The sequence below is a fragment of the Streptomyces minutiscleroticus genome (assembly GCF_014650875.1).
Taxonomy (GTDB): domain Bacteria; phylum Actinomycetota; class Actinomycetes; order Streptomycetales; family Streptomycetaceae; genus Streptomyces; species Streptomyces minutiscleroticus.
Genome location: NZ_BMVU01000139.1, coordinates 1 through 4728 on the forward strand (window position 1 = coordinate 1; position 4728 = coordinate 4728).

The window sequence follows — 4728 nt, forward strand, 5'->3', positions numbered from 1 at the left end:
GATCCCACTCATTGTGGGCCAGGTGCAGGTACCGGACCGTCCCGGACTTGTTCTCCCGCTTCGTCGTCTTCACGTACACGACTCCAGACGATAGGCCAAAGCCACAGGCCAACGCGGGTGAACCAGGAAAGTCGCGTCTCTAGGCACTTTGCGGCGGCCGCGCCCATCGCAGCCCGATGACCTGCGCCTTCAGCCTCGCGCGACCTCTAGAACGCGCAAATTACGTCGAACTCGGGTCCACCCGAGGGCGGCTTTGTCACCAACGGGATCGGTCTCCTGCACGGTCGCGTCCTTCGCCCAGGGGTAGCGCTTCTGGGCGTAGGACTGCGCAAAAGGAACTCCTCGGCCACGCCCACATCGGCGTCACCGCCACCGTCTACGCCCACGTACGCCTCCGCCTCCAACGCGAAGCCATGACCGCCCTCGGCGACGCCCTCAACCGCCCCTGACCCCGCGCACGGGCGCACGGCAACGGCGGCGCACACCCCCGGGTGTGCGCCGCCGTTGCCGTCAACTACTGCCGTCAGCGCGGAGCGATCCAGTCGCACCGGACAACCCTTGCCGCCAGAATTCGTGAACGTGAATTCACCTGCCTGGTCCGTAGGGAACCGAGACCTATCGCGACTCACCGCCGTAGGCGGATCGCAACAGCGCCTTCACGCGATCCAACTCTGCTCGCGCCTCCCCCCTTTCTTCCTCATTCACCCAACTCCGCCAGAATGATTCATTCTCCGAGAAGACGCTTTCCAGTGCCTGCATCGCAGAAGAAACGAGGGCCGAATCGATTGGCTTTGGTAGCCAATCAGTAACTCCCGAGTAATCCTCACTCCATTCCAGGGAAGCGCCGGCCGGAAGGTTGGCCGCAACGACCGCAGCGGCCGCCATTACCTCTTCTGGAAGAACTTCGGAAGAACCGCCTCCGGATGTTGCGCGGAATGTTGTCGTGACGACTGCGAGCCGCCCGGACGCAGGCTGTTCCTCCAGTTCGTCCAGGTAGTCTTCCGCAGTGTCGCTATCAAACGGACCCGGTCCCCAGGTTCCCATCGCAGACTCCAGTCGAGTGCTACGGCAAGTAGCCGCCTATTGGTACGTCGATTTCAGGGTCTCTTCGATTAAGTAGAGTTCCCCCTCTGGCCTTCACGCCTTCCATCATAGTCTGCTCCATCCGACGGATCGCTGTCTTGCTCGTTCCGCTAGGCAGAGTGAAATAGGTGACGTTGGCTATGTCGTCCGCCGTGTATCCAGCTTTCCGAACCGCATGCTTGGAACGCATCGACTTGTTCACTCGCTCCCGAATGCTTGTCGTGGAGCTTCCGACATAGGTTGTCCCGTCCTTGAGATGGATCGAGTACACGCCCGGCTCGGTCGGCACGTCAAACTTGGTTCCCGGACCGCAGTTTGCATTGTGAACGAGTACTGGCGTCTGACCAGCGAGTACATAGTACGTGTGGAGTTCGTCCACAGTGAGGTTGTACGTAGTGGCGTGGCTGGTGTAAGCCCGGTTGCCTGTGACGATGACGGTGTCGCCGTCGTCGGTGAGGAGGGTCATGCCCGGAGCGAGGTCGCCGGCGGTAACCCAGGCATCCTCAGACGGGGACCAGAAGGGGTGTTCGTGGGTGGCCGTCAGTCTCTCGACGCCGTCCTCGGTGGCGATAGAGAGGACGTTAAATTTCTTGTCGTCGGTGGTGACGATACGACGGGTTACTGTTCGCGCTCCGGTTTCCCCGGTCTCTGGATCGGTGGCCTCTACCTTGTCGCCTACCTCGATGTCCTCGATGTCCTTGGTGGTGCCGTCGGCCATGAGTACATCGGTATCGGCCAGGAAGCATTTACATCCGGACAGCGCTTTCTTAACCGGAGATCCCGGTTTGAGCAGCTGTCCGAGGCGCGGACCCGTGTCTTCGTAGAGCCCAGCTCTGGCGACACGAGCGAGCTCGACGTCATAGAAGTAGTTCTTCAGATCCTGCGAACAGCCGATGTCTTCGTGGACGTAGCAGACGTTGACTGCGGTGGCCATGGCTCCGTTGGAGTCCAGGGAGCGGTATCTCTGCAGGTCCTTGCGGTAGCCGTCGAGCCAGGCTTTGTACTGCTTGGTGGAGTCCGCATACTCGGCAACGGCGCCGTAGATCAGTAGCTGCACTGCGCGGACTTCGTTCTGTACCGCTTCGTCGTATCCCACTTCAGTCGGGTTTTGACTTGGTGCGCCGCAGTTGTAGTAGCAGCCGCCAGGTCCGGTTCCGCCGCGGGGAACGCCGGTTCCCTTGGGTACGTTTCCTCGGGAGTCGGGGATGGGCTCGCTGTGGCCGGTTCCGTCATCGAGACGAAGGCCGGTGGGATCGCTGAAGGTGACGGGGTTGTTTCCGGCATAGCTGTAGCCGTTGAGGGTTTGGGGCAGTTCTGGAGCCAAAACCGGGTCGACACTGATGAACTGGCCGATGATGGGGTCGTATTCGCGGGCGCCGATGTGGGTGAGGCCGGTGTCGGTGTCGGCGGTTTTGCCGAGGAATCCCTTGTCGTCCGGCCAGTTGCCGGCGCTGCTGCCCCGTTCGGCACCGAAGGGGGTCTGGTAGCGCTTGGTGAGGGCTTGTGTGTCGGACGTGATCGCAATGGTGCTGGTGCCGTGGTGGTCACCGGAGAGGTAGGTGATCTTTTCCGTGCCGGTCTCGTTGCTGCGCAGGGCGACGGTGGAGCCGGCGTGGCTGTAGTAGCGGTTGGCCCATGTCTTGCCCGCCTTGAGGTGGACTTCCGTGGCCCCGAGGTAGAGGACGGTCTCCCCTGCGCTGGAGGTGTTGCGGCGGATGAGGAGGTTGCCGTCGGCACCGTAGAGGTAGTCCGTGGCGCGGGCCGCACCGTTCGGGTCCTCGGTCAGGCGGGACAGTTTGCCTTCCTCGTTCCAGTCCAGGTTCTGCGTCGTGCTGCCGTCGGGGCGCTTGGTGGTGTTGCCGGCCGCGTCGTAAGCGTGCTCGGTGGTGGCGTCTGTGCAGGAGCCCGTCGTGATGGTGGCGAGCAGAGCGTGGGGCTGCTCGGTGCCTGCCTTGTAGCAGTAAGTGGCGGTCGTCGAGCCGTTAGCGGTGTATGTGGTTTCGGTAGCTCGCTGGCCTGCGGTGTTGTAGGTGTAGCCGGTCCAGTACGGGGCGGCGCCGCCCAGGTTGGCGGTGGTGCGGTTCTCGGGCGCGCAGTTTGCGTCGGCCGGTGTCCAGGCTTCGGTCAGGCGCTGGTGGCCGTCATAGGTGAAGCACTGGGTGTCGGCTTTGCCGGTGCCTGCGAGGGTGGTGGTGTCGGAGATCTGGGTGACGTTGCCGGCTGGAGCTTCCCCTTGATGTTGGACACCTAAAGACTGGGACGTGAGGTTCCAGAGGAAGTAGTGCCAGGTGGGAAGTAAGAGCAACCGCAGCAGGCGGTACACAGATGAGTTCAAGCGGGACGCGGTCACCCTCGTCCGCTCCTCCGGCAGGACCGTCACCGAGGTGGCCCGGGAGCTCGGCGTCAGCGCCGAGGGGCTGCGGAACTGGGTCCGGCAGGACCGGGCCGACCGCGGCCAGGGAGCGCCGGGCGAGCTGACGACGGCCGAGCGGGAGGAATTGCGCCGGCTGCGTCGGCAGAACCGTGAGCAGGCCGAGACGATCGAGGTGCTGCGAAAAGCGGCGGTCTTCTTCGCGAAGGAGAGCGATCGATGAGCGCGGTGTACGCGTTCATCGAGGCGGAGAGGACCACCCACACCGTCGCTCTGCTGTGCCAGCTGCTGAAGGTGGCCCGGTCCTCGTTCTACGCCTGGCGGTCCGGCGAGCAGGCCCGCCGGGCGAGGCAGGCCGCCGACGACGCCCTGGCCCACGAGATCACCGTGCTGCACATCGCCTCCCGGCACACCTACGGGGTGCCCAGGATCCACGCCGAGCTGCGCCGGCTGGGGCACCGGGTCAACCGCAAGCGGGTGGAGCGGGTCATGCGCGAGCGCGGTATCACCGGGGTCACCCGGCGCAGACGCCGTGGCCTGACCCGGCCGGCGAAGAGGGCCGTGCCCGCCGTCGACCTGCTCGGCCGCGACTTCACCGCCTCCGAGCTCGGTACGCGGCTGGCCGGTGACATCACGTTCATCGCCACCGATGAAGGCTGGCTCTACCTGGCGACCTGGCTGGACCTGGCCACCCGGGAGATCGTCGGCTACTCGATGGCCGACCACCACCGGGCGAGCCTGGTCGTCGACGCGCTGGTGATGGCCGCCGACCGCGGCCGGCTCCGGCCCTGCTGCATCGCGCACTCGGACCGCGGCAGCGAGTACACATCCGACGAACTACGGCGTGAACTGCACCGGTTGGGGCTGCGGCAGAGCATGGGACGCACGGAGGCCTGTTTCGACAACGCCGCCGCCGAGTCCTTCTTCGCGGTCCTGAAGGAGGAGATCGGCACCCGCCGCTGGCCCGACCGGGCCACCGCCCGCGCCGAGATCTTCGCCTTCATCGAGACCTTCTACAACCGCAGGCGGCTGCGGAAACACCCGCACTGGGGCTATCTGGCCCCGCTGGAGATCAGGCAGCGATACGAGCAAGGACACGCCCTCGCGGCGTAAGCATGGAGTGTCCAGCATCACGGGGAAAATTCCAAGGCCGGGTAGTTAGTGTTTTCGCAGGTCGCGCAAGGGGGCCGTTTCCTGCGTGATGGCCGCGTAGCGCCCCGTGCGGACCCTCTTGATCATTCCCTTCTCGGTCCAGCGGGCGAGTTGTCGGTAGG

The 4728-nt window shown here is 64.6% G+C and carries 4 protein-coding genes; 2 read left to right on the forward strand and 2 right to left on the reverse strand.

Going from position 1 to position 4728, the window contains the following annotated elements; all coding sequences use genetic code 11:
* Positions 1 to 615: 615 nt before the first annotated feature.
* Positions 616 to 1044 (reverse strand): DUF4259 domain-containing protein, encoded by a 429-nt coding sequence (locus IE271_RS40155; RefSeq protein WP_190195370.1) that lies wholly within the window; start codon positions 1042 to 1044, stop codon positions 616 to 618.
* A 19-nt stretch (positions 1045 to 1063) separates the two neighbouring features.
* Positions 1064 to 3406 carry a polymorphic toxin-type HINT domain-containing protein gene (locus IE271_RS40160; protein ID WP_190195371.1) on the reverse strand — a complete coding sequence of 781 codons (2343 nt, stop codon included), beginning with the start codon at positions 3404 to 3406 and terminating at the stop codon, positions 1064 to 1066.
* Between IE271_RS40160 and IE271_RS40165 the strand changes: the two genes are divergently transcribed.
* Both IE271_RS40165 and IE271_RS40170 read left to right on the forward strand, forming a co-directional pair.
* Positions 3372 to 3677 carry a transposase gene (locus IE271_RS40165; RefSeq protein ID WP_190195372.1) on the forward strand — a complete coding sequence of 102 codons (306 nt, stop codon included), beginning with the start codon at positions 3372 to 3374 and terminating at the stop codon, positions 3675 to 3677. The genes IE271_RS40160 and IE271_RS40165 overlap by 35 nt on opposite strands.
* Positions 3674 to 4567: an IS3 family transposase gene (locus IE271_RS40170; RefSeq protein WP_190195373.1), complete on the forward strand. Its 894-nt coding sequence runs from the start codon at positions 3674 to 3676 to the stop codon at positions 4565 to 4567. Before IE271_RS40165 ends, IE271_RS40170 begins: the two co-directional genes overlap by 4 nt.
* Positions 4568 to 4728 lie beyond the last annotated feature (161 nt).

Bases quoted from the DNA above. Each gene is read 5' to 3' on its own strand.
- IE271_RS40155 (WP_190195370.1), bottom strand. From the start codon at position 1,044: ATGGGAACCTGGGGACCGGGTCCGTTTGATAGCGACACTGCGGAAGAC.
- IE271_RS40170 (WP_190195373.1), top strand. From the start codon at position 3,674: ATGAGCGCGGTGTACGCGTTCATCGAGGCGGAGAGGACCACCCACACC.